Raw genomic sequence first — 14,034 nt, forward strand, 5'->3', positions numbered from 1 at the left:
TTCGGGCACGGTCGTCCGGAGCGTCGAAAGTGTGCTCCGGCGACATCCCGAATTCGAGTTCGGACGCCATACAGATAGAGATACCGTAAGTGTTATTGTAAGCGTAATCAGCACTGGAGGTGGTCGATGAGGACCAAGGGCGCGTTGATCTGGGATTTCCATCAGCCGTGGTCGATCGAGGACATCGAGATCGGTGATCCACGTCGTGGCGAGGTGAAGATCCGGATGGAAGCGGCGGGGTTGTGTCATTCCGACCACCACCTGGCCACCGGTGATATTCCGATGGCGTCGTTCCCGATTCTCGGAGGCCACGAGGGTGCGGGCGTGGTCATCGAGATCGGAGAGCGCGTCGACGATATCGCGGTGGGCGATCACGTCGCGTTGTCGTTCATTCCGTCCTGCGGCCGGTGTCCGTCGTGTCGTGCGGGCCGGACGAATCTGTGCGATCTCGGTGCCGGGCTGCTCGCGGGCGCGTCGGTGTCGGACGGGTCGTTCCGGGTCACGGCGCGGGGCCGCGACGTCTATCCGATGTCGTTGCTCGGCACCTTCGCGCCGTATCTGGTGGTGCACCGCAGCTCGGTCGTCAAGATCGATCCGGAGATCCCGTTCGAGGTGGCGTGTCTGCTCAGCTGCGGTGTCACGACCGGATTCGGATCGGCGACACGGTCGGCCGACGTGCGTCCGGGCGAGGATGTGGCGATCATCGGAATCGGCGGCGTCGGGGTGGCGGCGTTGCAGGGCGCGGTGCTCTCGGGAGCCCGGTACATCTTCGCCATCGACCCCGTCGAGTGGAAACGTGAGCAAGCGCTGCATTTCGGCGCCACCCACGTCTATCCCGATATCGACGCCGCGTTCGCGCAGATTCCGGAGCTGACGGCGGGCGCGATGGCCCAGAAGGTCATCGTGACGGTCGGTCGGGTGGAGGGTCGCGATATCGACCTGTATCTGGCGTTGACGGCGAAGGCGGGCACCTGTGTCGTCACCGCGATGGGCGGGATACTCGATACCGAGGTCACGCTGAATCTGTCGATGCTGACCCTGTTCCAGAAGAATTTGCAGGGCACCATATTCGGTGCGGGCAATCCACAGCACGACATCCCGAATCTGCTGGCGTTGTATCGGGCGGGCAAATTGAATCTCGACGACATGGTCACCCGCCGGTACCGACTGGAAGAGGTCAACGACGGCTATCGGGACATGCTGGAAGGGCGCAATATCCGCGGCGTCATCCGGTTCACCGACGCCGACCGCTGAAACCGGCGGAAATACAACGGCCTGGTCACCCCCGTGTGTCCGCCGACCGGACCCGGTGCACAACTCGTAGTGTGCCGATCGGCACGCTCGTCTTCGACGCTCGCGCGCACTGCTCGAATCTGCACGTTCAGCACCGTCGCATCGGCTCGCCCGATGCTCGCGGGAACCGGATGTCGAAGGAGTGGAATTCGATGGGTCGTACGGTGGCCGACGAACTGCTCGAGGTACTCGTCCAGGCCGGGGTGCGCCGGGTGTATGGCTTGGTCGGGGACAGTCTCAACGCGTTCACCGACGCGGTGCGCCGGGACGGCAGGGTCGAGTGGGTGCACGTCCATCACGAGGAGGCCGCGGCGTTCGCCGCATCGGCCGAGGCCCAGCTGACCGGACGCCTCGCGGTTTGCGCGGGCAGTTGCGGACCCGGCAACACCCACCTGATCCAGGGGGTGATGGACGCGCATCGTTCCGGCGCGCCGGTACTGGCTCTGGCCTCCCATATTCCCAGTCGGCAGATCGGCACCGGATACTTCCAGGAGACCAAACCCGAGACGCTGTTCGCGCAGACGAGTCACTACTGCGAGACCGTCGCGCACCCCGAACAGGTCGTGCGACTGTCCCGCAGCGCGATCCAGAGCGCGACCGGCAGACGCGGCGCCGCGGTATTGGTCCTGCCGGGCGATATCCTCGCCGAGTCCGCCGCGGCCGATCCGGTCGACAGCGCGATGGTCCGCGCCGCGGCCACACCCTGTCCGGAGTCCGCCGCCGTCGAGGAGTTGGCCGACCGAATCCAGGCGGCCGACCGCATCGCGATCTTCGGCGGAATCGGTTGTGCCGCCGCCCGCGACAATGTGCTGCGCCTGGCCGAGCGGGTGTGCGCGCCGGTCGGACACACGTTGCGCGGCAAGGACATCCTGCAGTACGACAACCCCTACGACGTCGGCATGACCGGCCTGCTCGGCTACGGCGCCTGCTACGAGGCACTGCACGCCGCCGACCTGGTGCTCCTGCTCGGCACGGATTTCCCGTACGACGACTTTCTCCCGACGCGCAACAACATCCAGGTCGATCTGGACCCCGCGCGGCTCGGTCGCCGCGCGCCCATCGTCCAGGGAATCGTCGCCGATGTCGGCGCGACGCTGGAGGCGCTGCTGCCCGGTCTCCCACAGCGCGACGACCGTGCCTTCCTGGACGAGATGCTGCACTCCCACCACCGGAAACTGCGGCACAGCGTCGACACCTACAGCACCCACATCGCCACCCACACACCCATCCACCCCGAACATCTCGCCGCCCTGGTCGACGAATTCGCTACCGCCGACGCGATATTCACCGTCGACACCGGTATGTGCTGCACCTGGGCCGCCCGCTACATCACCCCGACCGACCGCCGCAGGCTGCTCGGCTCGTTCGTGCACGGTTCCATGGCCAACGCGTTGCCGATGGCGATCGGCGCGCAGTTCGCCCACCCCGACCGCCAGGTCGTCTCGCTCTCGGGCGACGGCGGCCTGGCGATGCTTCTCGGCGAACTGCTCACGGTCAAGACCCACCGGCTGCCGGTCAAGATCGTCGTCTTCGACAACTCCAGCCTCGGCATGGTGCGCCTCGAGATGATGGTCGCGGGCGATCCGCCGTTCGAAACCGACCACGACCAGGTCGACTACGCCGCGATCGCCGCCTCGGCGGGTTTCCACACCCGCCGCGTCACCGAACCCGGCGACCTGCGCGACGCCGTGCGCGCGGTCCTCGAACACGACGGTCCCGCACTGCTGGACGTGGTCACCACCCCGGACGCGCTGGAAGTCCCGTCGCACCTCACCGCCGCCGAGGCGCGCGGATTCGCCATGGCCATGGGCAAGATCGTGCTGTCGGGCGGCGTCGGCGACATCGTCGACCTCGCCCGACTGAACCTGCGTAATATCCCCGGTGTGTGACCCGGCCGGGGACGAGCGCGGACCATCTCCTGCTCAGGATCGCGGTGTTCGAGTCCCCGCCGACAGGCGTCGGCGGAGCCAGGCGGTCGTCAGTTCGGCCGTCTCGGCCTGACGGCTTCGCTCGAATACCGGTCAGGTCATCGAGGTTCGAACAGGTTCGTCGACGATGGGATCAGCGCAGCGACCGGAAGCCCGCGCGCACTTCTTCGGAGAAGAGCCGGGGCTGCTCCCAGGCTGCGAAATGACCACCCCGGTGGACTTCGTTGAAGTACACGAGGCCGGGGTAGGCACGCTCGGCCCAGGATCGTGGTGCGCGATAGAGCTCGTCGGGAAAAACGCTGACGGCGACCGGGATTTCGACACCCTTCGCGCCGAAGAAGGAGAATTTGTTCTCCCAGTACAGGCGCGAGGACGAGACCCCGGTATTCGTCAGCCAGAACAGGGTGATGTTGTCGAGGATATCGTCGCGGGTCAGTCCCTCTGTCTCGCCCGCGAAGACCCGGGAGATCAGATCCAGGCTCGCCGCGTCGTGATCGAGGAGGAAAGCCGCCAGGCCGACCGGCGAATCGGCCAAACCCGTCAGTGTCTGCGGCCGCGTCCCCATCATGAGTGCGTAGCCGACGTGTTTCCACACGAAATCCAATTGCTCGCAGGTGCGCTTCTCCTCGTCGGAGAGATCGGTCGGCAGCGGATTTCCCGTTTGCAGTGCCGCGTCGATATCGGGCGGCACCACGCCCGCCATATTGGTGTGGATACCGACCAGTTCCGGTGGCGCTTGGACCGCCATCAGATCGGTGACGACCGCACCCCAGTCCCCGCCCTGTGCCGCGAACCGGGTGTATCCGAGTTGCCTCATCAATTCGATCCAACCGCCGGCGATGCGCTCGGGACCCCACCCCGTCGTTGTCGGCCTGCCGGAGAACCCGTAGCCGGGCATCGAGGGAATCACCAGGTGGAACGCGTCCGACGCATCACCCCCGTGGGCGGTGGGATCGGTGAGCGGCGCCACGATCTTCAGCTGTTCGATGATCGAGCCCGGCCATCCGTGCGTGACGATGAGCGGTAGCGCGTCCTCGTGCTTACTGCGGACATGAACGAAATGAATGTCCAGACCGTCTATCTCGGTGATGAACTGGGGTAGAGCGGTGAGTCTCGCCTCGCAGGCGCGCCAGTCGTAATCCGAGGCCCAATAGCGAGCGAGTGCCTGAACCGTCGCGAGCTGGGTGCCCTGCGACCGGTCGGCGACGGTCTCCCTCTCGGGCCATCGCGTGGCACGGATACGTCTTCGCATTTCGTCCACATCGGCATCGGGAATCTCGACCGTGAACGGCCGGACCGTCGACACTTCGGACATAACAGACATGTGGAACTCCCTTGGCTGCATCATGATCGATGATCGAAGAGGGCCGCAGTCCGGTTGCCGCGGAAGATGACGGCCTGCGAATCTCGTATGCGATCGGCATCGCGACGCCCGTCCGGGCTCGACCCCAGTCTGAAAACTGGAACGCATTCAAACCTATCCGCAAACTCTTGGCAACACAACCGATTCGGGAATCGTTAACGCGAGGTTCACGAGAACCTGTGTCGGGTCGAATGGCAAGGCGCACAATACTTTCGGTGCAGCCATATGGCGACGTCGGAAATCGCGAGTGGCCGCGACTTCGGCCGGTAATGTCGCCTGATCTGCGATGCTATGCGATCGTATAGCATACTGTCGCGACGGTAGTTCATGACGGGCGAGCGGAGGTGGGTATGACGGTGACACCTCGCCGTTTCGGTGCGGAGACATCGAAGACGCGGGAGATCCTGCTCGACTGTGTCGAGCGGTTGATGCTCGACGAAGGATATGCCGCGGTGACCTTCCGCGCGGTGGCGGCGAAGGCCGACGTGACCCCGAGTCTGGTGCAGTACTACTTCCGCACCCTGGACGGGATCTTCCTCGCGGCGATCCGCCGCTATTCGGAGCGCAATATCGCGCATCTGACGCGGGTGCTCCAGGTGCCGGCCGACCAATTGCCGCGAGTGCTCTGGAATTACAGTCGGGACGAGGCGACGAGCGCGCTGACCACCGAGTTCATGGCCCTGGGCAACCACAGGAAATCGGTGCGCGCGGAGATCGCCGCCGTGACCGAGCAGGTGCGCGCGCTCCAATTGGCGGCGCTCGCCACGAATTACCGGGGTTTCGGCCCGCTCGGCGACGATATCGCTCCCGGCGCGTTGTTGCTCCTGCTCACCGGAATGCCGAAATTTCTCAACCTGGAGCGGGGGATAGGGGTCACCACCGCGCATCGGGAACTGGTGGACGCGTTCGAGCGATACCTGGATCCCGCCGGATCCGCGACGGTCGATGGTCACCCCGCGCCGCGACGAACGTGATGCGGTCCCGGCGCGGCTCGGTGTCGGGCGGCGGCGGGTGAAGGCGATCAGTCAGCGCACGCTCGGCGGTCCGGACGTGCTCGAAACCATCGACGTCCCGATTCCCGAACCCGGTCGGGGTGAGGTGCTGGTCCGGTTGGGTGCGACGTCGGTGAACACCGTCGACTGCGCATTGCGCTCGGGTCGCGTGCGATTCCTCGGTCCGCCGCCCTTCACCGTCGGGTTCGATCTGTCCGGCACGGTGGTGGGAGTCGGCCCCGACGTCACCGAATTCGGCTCGGGGGACGCTGTTTTCGGCATGGTGCACAGTCGCACCGGCACCTACTGCGAGTACGTCGTGGCGCGCGCCGACCGTCTCGGTCCGCGCCCGGCGGGTTTGGACGATCTCCGTGCCGCTGCCCTTCCGACGGCCGCGTCGACCGCGTGGCAGGGGGTGGTAGCGGCGAATCCTCAGGTCGGCGAGCGCGTTCTCGTCCACGCCGCCGCCGGTGGTGTCGGCCATTTCGCCGTCCAGTTCGCCCGGCAACGCGGCGCGCACGTCATCGGCACGGCGCGAGCGGTCAATCACGAATTCCCCCGCGGGCTCGGCGTCGACGAGGTGATCGACTACACCACGACAGATTTCACGACCGTGCTCGACGGCGTCGACGTCGTGTTCGATCTCGTCGGCGGGGCATACGGGCAGCGTTCGCTCCGGGTGCTGCGCGCGGACGGCCGCTATATCACGGCCCAGGAATCCGATGCCGTCGACGATCCGCGCTGCCGCAGGATCACCGCGCGTCCGCGACCCGCGGAACTGGTGGCGATCGGGGAACTTGCCGTAGCCGGGGACCTGTACGTCCATCTCGACCGCGTGTTGCCGTTAGACGACGTCGTGCTCGCCCACGCGCTCAGCGAGTCAGGGCATTCGCGGGGAAAAGTGGTGTTGACCCCCTGGAAATGACCACGGCGCCGGGCCGTGTCGATCGGCGCGACTTCCGGTGGAAACTTCTCGGACCGGTCCCGCGAATTCCCCATATTCCCTTCCTGCGCTGCGATAACCTGTACGCGCGTATAGCACCTCGTGGTGACAAGGGAAGGAACCACTGTGGACAAAGACGACATGATTCTGATCAGTGTCGATGACCACATCATCGAACCGCCCGACATGTTCCTGAATCACCTGCCGAAGCGATATATCGACGAGGCTCCCCGGTTGGTGCACAATCCCGACGGGTCGGATACCTGGCGGTTCCGCGACACGGTAATTCCGAATGTCGCGCTGAACGCGGTCGCCGGACGACCGAAGGAGGAGTACGGACTCGAGCCGCAGGGACTCGACGAGATCCGTCCCGGCTGCTTCGACCCCGACGAGCGGGTCAAGGATATGAACGCCGGTGGCGTACTGGCCACCATGAACTTCCCGTCCTTCCCTGGGTTCGCCGCGAGGCTGTTCGCCACCGATGACTCGGATTTCTCGCTGGCACTGGTGCGCGCCTACAACGACTGGCATATCGACGAGTGGTGCGGTTCGCATCCCGGCCGGTTCATTCCGATGGCGTTGCCGGTGATCTGGGACGCCGAGTTGTGCGCGGCGGAGGTGCGGCGCGTCTCGGAGAAGGGTGTGCATTCGCTGACCTTCACCGAAAACCCTGCCGCGCTCGGCTATCCATCGTTCCATGATGACTACTGGACGCCGCTGTGGCGGGCGCTGGTGGAGACCGACACGGTGATGAGCGTCCATATCGGATCGTCGGGGCGACTGTCGATACCCGCGCCCGATTCGCCGATGGATGTGATGATCACCTTGCAGCCGATGAATATCGTGCAGGCCGCGGCGGACCTGCTGTGGTCCAAACCGATCAAGGACTACCCGGACTTGAAGATCGCGCTCTCGGAGGGCGGCACGGGCTGGATTCCGTATTTCCTCGACCGTGTGGACCGCACATTCGAGATGCATTCCACCTGGACGCATCAGGATTTCGGGGGTAAGCGCCCGTCGGAGGTGTTCCGCGAGCACTTCTTGACCTGTTTCATCTCCGATCCGATCGGGGTCAAGAATCGCCACGAGATCGGCGTGGACAATATGTGCTGGGAGATGGACTACCCGCACAGCGATTCGATGTGGCCGGGCGCTCCGGAGGAACTCGAGCGGGTGTTCGCCACCTATGACGTGCCCGACGCCGAGATCGACAAGATCACCCACGAGAACGCGATGCGCTGGTATTCCTTCGACCCGTTCGCGCACATCCCCCGGGAACAGGCGACCGTCGGGGCGTTGCGCAAGGCGGCGGAAGGCCACGACGTATCTATTCGGGCCCTCAGTCACCGCGAGAAATCCGGCACCACCTTCGCCGATTTCGCCGCCAACGCCAAGGCCGTCTCGGGAGTGCGTGACTGACGGGGTTCAACCGCGGGGCGGCAGCCGCACGACGTGGACGAAGAAGTCGTCGATCTGCCGGATGGCGGCGACGAATTGTTCGAGGTCGACAGGTTTGGTGATGTAGGCGTCGGCGTGCAACTGATAGCTGCGCAGAATGCCCTCCTCGGCCGCGGATGTGGTCAGGATGACCACGGGGATGGCGGTCAACTGGTCGTCGGCGCGGATCTTCTCCAGGATCTGGCGGCCGTCGTATCTGGGCAGGTTGAGATCGAGCAGGATCAGATCCGGTCGGGGCGCGTCGGCGTACTCGCCTTCGCGGAACAGGAAGTCCAGAGCCTGCTGCCCGTCGCGGACGACATGCAGGGTATTGCCGATCTTGTTGTCCTCGAAGGCTTCCCGGGTCATCAATTCGTCGCCCGGGTCGTCCTCGACGAGCAGGATGTCGATGGGGTGACCGGGAATCGTCACGGGCGGAACTCCTTCGGGACGACCGGGCGGTCGATCGGTGCGGGCGCGGCGGCGCGCGGACGCACCGGGAACGGGTGCGCTCGTTGGCACCGATTCCGGTCCGGCCGCGCCGACGCGGTACCCGATGATCTTCGTACATCGGTGCCGGTCCGCGCGCGGGTACCGCCGCGTTCGCCGCCCGTTGGCGGGTGCGGGGTGTGCGGAACTCGTCGGCGAGTGGCTCGGTGACGGTCCGGCATCGGAGGCCTATGAGACCGGTCACGATGCCCGCGCAATTCAAGCAACTTTCTGGTTAACTATCACGGAATGGTCTACTACCAAGCTCGTATGCTGGTAAAAATATCAACTAGGGATCGTCGCGAAGCTGTTCAGCCAGCGCCGGGTCGCCCTGCGAGACGGCGGTATCGCCGAGTGGAACGGTTGAAGAAGACAGCCTCCGCCCGCTGGTGCCGCGCCGGAATGTCGGCCATCACCGTTCAGCAACCGGATAGCTGCCACCGAGTGTGACGGCTCCGCAATCAATAGCACGGGGAGTCTTCCCGATATGGCTGTGAAACCGACCCCTCCTGACAGATCTCCCAAGTTCGAGCCGGGTACAGCCTGGCTGTCCGGCCTGATCGTCACGACCCTGACCACCGGCGTCGTCATCATGTCGGCCTCCGTGGTCGCAGCGGTCCTCATCGCCTTCGGCATGGCCGTCGCCTTGACCGCGGCGCTCGGTTTCTTCCGCTGACCCCCTCGGCCTCCGTCGCTGTGTTCCCGTGCGGCGTCCGACGGCTTCGAACGTCCATTGCGCTCTCGAACCGCCGCAGCGTGCCGAGGATCGCGGTGGTGGCCCATCCAATGGCTCCGAACCTCGACGCTGTACGGGAAAGCATCCACGTTCTGTTAGCTGAAAGTATGCTGACTGCGGTGGTGGGCGCGTATCGATGACGATGCCGACCGACACCGGGAGTCCGACCACGGTGACCGATCGAGTCGAAGGACCCCGGGCGACATCGGCCTCCCGTATCCCGAGCGGCCACCCGGCCTCCCGATATCGGTGAGGTCCACATCGAAGAGAGGTAACCATGGGCACAGTCACGACCGCGGATGGGACCGAGATCTTCTACAAGGACTGGGGCCAGGGACAGCCCATCGTCTTCAGTCACGGATGGCCGCTGTCCGCCGACGACTGGGACAACCAGATGTTGTTCTTCCTCGCGCAGGGGTACCGGGTCGTCGCCCACGATCGACGCGGCCACGGTCGCTCCTCGCAGACTGCCGAAGGTCACGACATGGATCACTACGCCGACGACCTCGCCGCGGTGGTCGAGCACCTGGACCTGCGTGACGCCGTGCACGTAGGCCACTCGACCGGCGGCGGTGAAGTCGCGCACTACCTCGCGCGGCACGGCGAGGGCAGAGCGTCCAAGGCCGCGCTGATCAGTGCCGTGCCCCCGCTGATGGTGCGGACCGACGCCAATCCCGAAGGTCTACCGAAATCCGTCTTCGACGACATCCAGGCCCAGTTGGCGGCCAATCGCTCGGAGTTCTACCGGGCGCTGCCGTCGGGCCCGTTCTACAACTACGACCAGCCGGGCGTGGAGTCGTCGGAGGCCGTCATCGCGAACTGGTGGCGTCAAGGCATGATGGGCGGTGCGAAGGCGCACTACGACGGAGTCGTCGCCTTCTCGCAGACCGATTTCACCGAGGATCTGAAGCAGATCGGGATTCCGGTTCTCGTGATGCACAGCGAGGACGATCAGATCGTGCCCTACGTGGCGTCCGGTCCGAAATCGGCGGCACTGTTGAAGAACGGGACGCTGAAGACCTATCGGGGGTTCCCGCACGGAATGCCCACCACGCACGCCGACACCATCAACGCCGATCTGCTTGCTTTTCTTCGCGCCTGATCCGAAGTCGACGGCAGGCTCCGCGCGAGGAGTTCGATCCGGCCGCGCCGCGGAGGCTGATCGCGGTACACGGGTATCGACCGGTTGCTGTGCGCAGGAGCGCGCTCGTCCACGTTCGCCCGGATGAGCCGACATCGAAACCTTTGCCGCCGAAGACGTTTCCGGTGCGCTCACGCCGATCCTCACCGCCGGGAATGGCGTGCGCGGTTTGAGCCCCGGTGGCCCGGGTAGGCGACATGTGACCCGAACGTTCGCACGAAAGGGGTACATCATGAGCACTTTGGCAGCCACCGTGGATGTCGAGGTACCGGTACGGACCGCCTACAACCAGTGGACGCAGTTCGAGTCGTTCCCGAAGTTCATGGAAGGTGTCGAGGAGATTCGGCAGCTCGACGACCGGCATACGCACTGGCGTATCCACGTCGGTCCGGCGACCCGTGAATTCGACGCGACGATCACCGAGCAGCACCCCGACGAGCGGGTGGCCTGGAAATCCGACAGCGGCCCGAACCACGCGGGTGTGATCACCTTTCATCGTCTCGATGACACCCACACCCGGATCACCGCGCAGATGGAGGTCGATCCGGAAGGTTTCGTGGAGAACGCCGCCGACAAACTCGGCGTCCTCAAACACCGCGTGAACGGTGACATGAAGCGATTCAAGGACTTCATCGAGGAACAGCACAACGAGACCGGCGCGTGGCGCGGAGATATCCCGCGTCCGGACGCCTGATCCCGGCGAACCGCGCGCCCCGCACCGAGTCGGTGCGGGGCGCGCGGTTCTCTCGTACCCCGAGTATCCGACCTCGATCGCCGCGCACCGAATTCTGTTCCGCATGCGCCGGATCGATCAGGTCGTCGGGATCTTCGCTTGCATCAGGATCGCCTATCCGTCGTGGCAGCGCACCCACGACGCCCGACCAACGATCAGCGGTTCGCTGTTCACCCGTACGCGGGACGGAGTTCGGGGGACGATTCGCTGTCGCGGGCGTGCCGCCACAGCGCGACGGCGAGCCACACCAGCCCCGCGCCGCCGAGCACATGCCCGATCCGGACCACCGGTGCGGGGAGCAGGAACGTCAGGCACAGGGCCGAGAGCCCGACCACATACAGTGCGACAGCCGCTTTCGGCACCGAGCCCGATCGCAGCAGCGCGGCGCCGAACAACCAGGTGCCGGTCAGCGCCAGAATCGCGGTCGCGAGAAACGCGTACCGTGCCGGTCCTTCGAGTAACTCGTCGACCACGGAACGATCGAGGTAGACCAGCACGACATTGCGCGCGTAGGCGATACCGGCGAAATAGCCGAACCCCAGGAATTGCACCACGAACGCCGCCGTGCCGAATCGTCCGAGTCGGTGGCGTTGCCACAGGTACAGCCCGATCAGCAGGCCGATGCCGAGCGGCACCGAGCCGCCGTTGAGTATTTGCGTCAGCGTGACCTTGCGGCCGATCGCCGATTCCAAGGCTCCCGCCAGTGCGATGGCCGCGCCGCAGACGAGGCCTGCCGCCGCGCTGAGCCGCAGTAGTGAGGTATCCATGCCGATTCCCTTCTCCAGGTAGGCCCGAGGCTAGGAATCCGCTGGTCACGTGGTGAAGTGTCGTGCGACCCATGACTTTCGGCCGAACTTCCGTTCGGCGATTCCCGCGCGTCCCGATCCGGCTCTACGCTCGGGGGATGATCCGTCCCCGAGCACTGACGTGGGTGGCGTGGTTCCTCTACCTGTCCGTGCTGGTCGCCGGGCTCGTCGTCGCCGCGTCGGGAGAGTGCGACGCGCTCGGTCTGTGGGGTTTCACCTGCGGACTCGCGGTCGCGTGCGCACTCGAATTCGTGGAATCGCGCATGGCGATCACCGCGAGCCACGCCGTCGTGACACTGACCGCCCGCGCGATGCTGTTCGCCGTCGTCACCGCGCTCGATTGCGCGGGTAACGCGAAACTGTTGTTCGTCCTGATCCCGCTGACCGCCTATTTCACGCTCGGCCATCGCATCGCCTACGGGCTCGGCGCGGCCGAGGTGGTTCTCGCCGCTGTGCTGGTCGCGGCGGGGCCGGGGTTCGGTGGCGATCCCGAGGCGGTTCCCGATCTGCTGATGTTCGCCGTCGGTATCGGTTTCGCGCTCACCCTCGCCGTGATCGCGGGCCGCGAGGAAGCGGGCCGACGCAGGGCCGAATCGCTGCTCGTCGAATTGTCCGACGCCAATGCCCGATTGGCGGAGTACGCCGACCAGGCCGTCACGCTGGCGACGGTCGCCGAACGCACCCGCCTCGCCCGCGATATCCACGACACCGTCGGCCACCACCTCGTGGTCACCGCGATCCAATTGGAGAAGGCCGCCGCCTACCGCACGCTCGAACCCGACACCGCCGACCGGGCGCTCACCGACGGCCGCGACTCGGCCAGACAGGCGCTGGAACAGGTGCGTCGGGCGGTGAGCGCACTGCACGACGACACCGACGGATTCACCCTCGCCACCGCCCTGCGAGCCTTGATCGCCCGACTGCGTGACACCGATTTCACCGTGACACTGCGACTCTCCGGCGACGAACACCGGGTCGGCGAATCCGTGCGCCTGGCCCTGTATCTCGTCACGCAGGAGGCATTGACCAACGCGCGCCGCCACTCCGGCGCGGACACGGTCACCGTCGAGGTCGACCTGACCGCGCCCACCCTCGACATCAGCGACAACGGGCGAGGTCTGCGGCCGGATGCCGCCGAAGGACACGGTCTGCGCGGTATGCGCGAACGACTCGGTCTGGTCGGCGGCCGACTGACCATCACCAGCGGGCCCACCGGAACCCGTCTGCTGGCGTCGGTCTCGGCACCGTGACGACCATCCTGCGCGTTCTCATCGCCGACGACGAACGCCTCGTCCGAGAAGGTATCGCCGCGCTGCTGGCCCTCCAGCCGGGGATCGAGGTCGTCGCCACGGCCGAGAACGGCGCCACCGCCATAGAACTCACGCGTGAACTCGCACCCGACGTGGTGCTGATGGATATCCGCATGCCGGGGATCGACGGTGTCGAAGCCGCCGCCGTGCTGCGCGAGGAGACGACCGTGCTGATGCTGACGACCTTCGACGACGAGGAATACCTGGTCCGAGCCCTGCACGCGGGAGCGTCCGGCTATCTGCTCAAGGATCTGCCCGCGCCCGAACTCGCCAGGGCCATCCATCTCGCCCACGCGGGCGTCGACCAGTACTCCGCCACCGTCGCCGCCCGCCTCGCCGCACTGGTCCGCCTGCGCACCACCGCGCCGCCGATCGAACTGACCGACCGGGAAACCGATGTCCTGCGCCTGGTCGCGGCCGGTGCGGCCAATCGGGAAATCGCGCGCTCCCTCTACCTGAGCGAAGGCACCGTGAAGAACCACGTCTCCAGCATTCTCAACCGCCTCGGCGTCCGCGACCGCACCCAGGCCGCGATCTACGCCCACCGGCGTGGGCTGCTGTGAGAGGTTGCTCCGCGTCGCGCACGTAGCCTCGGATCGGTCGGGTGGATGACGATTGCCGGACAACGGGAGCAGGTGCGGTTGACCGACCATCGGTCGGGTAAGCGAAACGTATGACGGTGAAGACGACGCATCGTGCCCGTCCCGGCCGGGCACGGCACAGCGCGACATCGCGGCCACGGGTCGTGTCGATCCTGGTCGGGCTGGGGGCGACGGTCGTGCACTTCATCGGGCCGGTGGTCATCGCCGGACTCGGTGTCAGTCTCGCGGTGATTCGTCCGCTCGGGCTGCTCGGATAGCGAA

The 14,034-nt window shown here is 65.8% G+C and carries 14 protein-coding genes; 11 read left to right on the forward strand and 3 right to left on the reverse strand.

Annotation, left to right across the window (positions count from 1 at the left end):
• Positions 1–126 precede the first annotated feature (126 nt).
• Together DAT37_RS17440 and DAT37_RS17445 are read left to right on the forward strand one after the other, a co-directional pair.
• On the forward strand, positions 127–1,254 hold the full coding sequence (locus DAT37_RS17440; RefSeq protein WP_109525824.1) for an NDMA-dependent alcohol dehydrogenase: 1,128 nt from the start codon (positions 127–129) through the stop codon (positions 1,252–1,254).
• Between the two features lie 191 nt (positions 1,255–1,445).
• The gene (locus DAT37_RS17445; RefSeq protein WP_109526058.1) at positions 1,446–3,182 is read left to right on the forward strand and encodes a thiamine pyrophosphate-dependent enzyme; all 1,737 of its coding nucleotides are present in this window, start codon (positions 1,446–1,448) and stop codon (positions 3,180–3,182) included.
• Positions 3,183–3,354: 172 nt separating this feature from the next.
• On the opposite strand, the gene DAT37_RS17450 is transcribed toward DAT37_RS17445, so the two are convergent.
• Positions 3,355–4,545: an epoxide hydrolase family protein gene (locus DAT37_RS17450; protein ID WP_109525825.1), complete on the reverse strand. Its 1,191-nt coding sequence runs from the start codon at positions 4,543–4,545 to the stop codon at positions 3,355–3,357.
• Between the two features lie 389 nt (positions 4,546–4,934).
• On the opposite strand from DAT37_RS17450, the gene DAT37_RS17455 reads away from it, so the two are divergent.
• The 3 genes from DAT37_RS17455 to DAT37_RS17465 all read left to right on the forward strand — a co-directional run bounded on the left by DAT37_RS17455 (position 4,935) and on the right by DAT37_RS17465 (position 7,938).
• Positions 4,935–5,558, forward strand: coding sequence for a TetR/AcrR family transcriptional regulator (locus tag DAT37_RS17455; protein ID WP_109525826.1), 624 nt, complete (start codon positions 4,935–4,937; stop codon positions 5,556–5,558).
• The gene (locus DAT37_RS17460; protein ID WP_232839814.1) at positions 5,530–6,501 is read left to right on the forward strand and encodes an NADP-dependent oxidoreductase; all 972 of its coding nucleotides are present in this window, start codon (positions 5,530–5,532) and stop codon (positions 6,499–6,501) included. The genes DAT37_RS17455 and DAT37_RS17460 overlap by 29 nt, the downstream gene beginning before the upstream one ends.
• A gap of 144 nt (positions 6,502–6,645) precedes the next feature.
• Positions 6,646–7,938: an amidohydrolase family protein gene (locus DAT37_RS17465; protein ID WP_109525827.1), complete on the forward strand. Its 1,293-nt coding sequence runs from the start codon at positions 6,646–6,648 to the stop codon at positions 7,936–7,938.
• Between the two features lie 6 nt (positions 7,939–7,944).
• Here DAT37_RS17465 and DAT37_RS17470 read toward each other — a convergent pair whose 3' ends face one another.
• A complete protein-coding gene (locus DAT37_RS17470; protein ID WP_109525828.1) occupies positions 7,945–8,388 on the reverse strand; it encodes a response regulator in 444 nt (147 codons plus the stop codon).
• Positions 8,389–8,932: 544 nt separating this feature from the next.
• Here DAT37_RS17470 and DAT37_RS17475 point away from each other — a divergent pair.
• The 3 genes from DAT37_RS17475 (at position 8,933) to DAT37_RS17485 (ending at position 11,016) form a co-directional block, all read left to right on the forward strand.
• Positions 8,933–9,121 (forward strand): hypothetical protein, encoded by a 189-nt coding sequence (locus tag DAT37_RS17475; RefSeq protein ID WP_109525829.1) that lies wholly within the window; start codon positions 8,933–8,935, stop codon positions 9,119–9,121.
• 337 nt (positions 9,122–9,458) lie between these two features.
• Complete coding sequence (locus DAT37_RS17480; RefSeq protein ID WP_109525830.1) at positions 9,459–10,283, forward strand: alpha/beta fold hydrolase; 825 nt, start codon at positions 9,459–9,461, stop codon at positions 10,281–10,283.
• 271 nt (positions 10,284–10,554) lie between these two features.
• Positions 10,555–11,016, forward strand: a complete 462-nt coding sequence (locus DAT37_RS17485; RefSeq protein ID WP_109525831.1) for an SRPBCC family protein — start codon at positions 10,555–10,557, stop codon at positions 11,014–11,016.
• 209 nt (positions 11,017–11,225) lie between these two features.
• Here the strand turns inward: DAT37_RS17485 and DAT37_RS17490 are convergent, their stop codons facing one another.
• Positions 11,226–11,822 (reverse strand): hypothetical protein, encoded by a 597-nt coding sequence (locus tag DAT37_RS17490; RefSeq protein ID WP_109525832.1) that lies wholly within the window; start codon positions 11,820–11,822, stop codon positions 11,226–11,228.
• A 137-nt stretch (positions 11,823–11,959) separates the two neighbouring features.
• Between DAT37_RS17490 and DAT37_RS17495 the strand changes: the two genes are divergently transcribed.
• From DAT37_RS17495 to DAT37_RS17505, 3 genes are all read left to right on the forward strand, one after another.
• Positions 11,960–13,111 carry a sensor histidine kinase gene (locus DAT37_RS17495; RefSeq protein ID WP_109525833.1) on the forward strand — a complete coding sequence of 384 codons (1,152 nt, stop codon included), beginning with the start codon at positions 11,960–11,962 and terminating at the stop codon, positions 13,109–13,111.
• Positions 13,108–13,734 carry a response regulator gene (locus DAT37_RS17500; protein ID WP_109525834.1) on the forward strand — a complete coding sequence of 209 codons (627 nt, stop codon included), beginning with the start codon at positions 13,108–13,110 and terminating at the stop codon, positions 13,732–13,734. The genes DAT37_RS17495 and DAT37_RS17500 overlap by 4 nt, the downstream gene beginning before the upstream one ends.
• A 116-nt stretch (positions 13,735–13,850) precedes the next feature.
• A complete protein-coding gene (locus DAT37_RS17505) occupies positions 13,851–14,030 on the forward strand; it encodes a hypothetical protein (RefSeq protein WP_157978525.1) in 180 nt (59 codons plus the stop codon).
• Positions 14,031–14,034 lie beyond the last annotated feature (4 nt).

It is taken from the genome of Nocardia aurea (assembly GCF_003123685.1).
GTDB classification, from domain to species: Bacteria; Actinomycetota; Actinomycetes; order Mycobacteriales; family Mycobacteriaceae; genus Nocardia; species Nocardia aurea.

Bases quoted from the DNA above. Each gene is read 5' to 3' on its own strand.
- DAT37_RS17440 (WP_109525824.1), top strand. From the start codon at position 127: ATGAGGACCAAGGGCGCGTTGATCTGGGATTTCCATCAGCCGTGGTCG.
- DAT37_RS17445 (WP_109526058.1), top strand. From the start codon at position 1,446: ATGGGTCGTACGGTGGCCGACGAACTGCTCGAGGTACTCGTCCAGGCC.
- DAT37_RS17450 (WP_109525825.1), bottom strand. From the start codon at position 4,545: ATGTCTGTTATGTCCGAAGTGTCGACGGTCCGGCCGTTCACGGTCGAG.
- DAT37_RS17455 (WP_109525826.1), top strand. From the start codon at position 4,935: ATGACGGTGACACCTCGCCGTTTCGGTGCGGAGACATCGAAGACGCGG.
- DAT37_RS17460 (WP_232839814.1), top strand. From the start codon at position 5,530: ATGGTCACCCCGCGCCGCGACGAACGTGATGCGGTCCCGGCGCGGCTC.
- DAT37_RS17475 (WP_109525829.1), top strand. From the start codon at position 8,933: ATGGCTGTGAAACCGACCCCTCCTGACAGATCTCCCAAGTTCGAGCCG.
- DAT37_RS17480 (WP_109525830.1), top strand. From the start codon at position 9,459: ATGGGCACAGTCACGACCGCGGATGGGACCGAGATCTTCTACAAGGAC.
- DAT37_RS17485 (WP_109525831.1), top strand. From the start codon at position 10,555: ATGAGCACTTTGGCAGCCACCGTGGATGTCGAGGTACCGGTACGGACC.
- DAT37_RS17490 (WP_109525832.1), bottom strand. From the start codon at position 11,822: ATGGATACCTCACTACTGCGGCTCAGCGCGGCGGCAGGCCTCGTCTGC.
- DAT37_RS17495 (WP_109525833.1), top strand. From the start codon at position 11,960: ATGATCCGTCCCCGAGCACTGACGTGGGTGGCGTGGTTCCTCTACCTG.